The sequence below is a fragment of the Streptomyces desertarenae genome, from assembly GCF_042681365.1.
In the GTDB taxonomy this organism is placed as follows: Bacteria; Actinomycetota; Actinomycetes; order Streptomycetales; family Streptomycetaceae; genus Streptomyces; species Streptomyces desertarenae.
The window spans coordinates 1-505 of the sequence record NZ_JBHUFU010000064.1 but is presented as its reverse complement, the minus strand read 5'-3'; the positions used below and the strand labels follow the sequence as shown (position 1 = coordinate 505).

Below are 505 nucleotides of genomic sequence, written 5' to 3'. Positions count from 1 at the left end.
ACAGAACGCGGAAGATCCTGCACCACCAGTTCAGGGGACGGTAAGCGGTGATATTTCACTTCGATCGGGAGCGGGCTCCTACGGCCGGGAAGCTTCTCTACCTGGGAGACGAGCAGTCCTTCTTCTTCGAGGAGTACGGCGTCCCCGCGGGGCTTTCGGAGCAACAGAACCGGGCGGACATCACGGTGGGGCCGGTGGATCTGAGCGTTTCCCTGGCCACCGGCGCCCTGCTGTTCGCCACGGGGTACGCTCCGCGCCGGGCCTGGAAGTCCGGCGAAGTGACCCCACCCCCGTATCGAGCCGGTTCCGTCAGGGTCTCCGGGATGGATTCCATACCCGGCATGGCCGTGTCCGTCGACGACATGCGCCATGAGGTCGTCCTGGACGGGAGAACCGGCTGGGTGCTGGTGACCGGGGCCGCACCCACCAGTGATGCTCTTCTGTTCGCGGAGGGAACGGTGCTCGGGATCGATGGTGCCGGCCGCTTCAGCGGTCTGTGGATGAA

1 protein-coding gene is annotated in these 505 nt (G+C 65.5%); it reads left to right on the top strand.

Annotated elements, in window-relative coordinates:
• Nucleotides 1-323: 323 nt before the first annotated feature.
• The coding region (locus ACFSJS_RS27980; protein WP_380905303.1) for a hypothetical protein at nt 324-505 on the top strand (182 nt) is incomplete at its 3' end.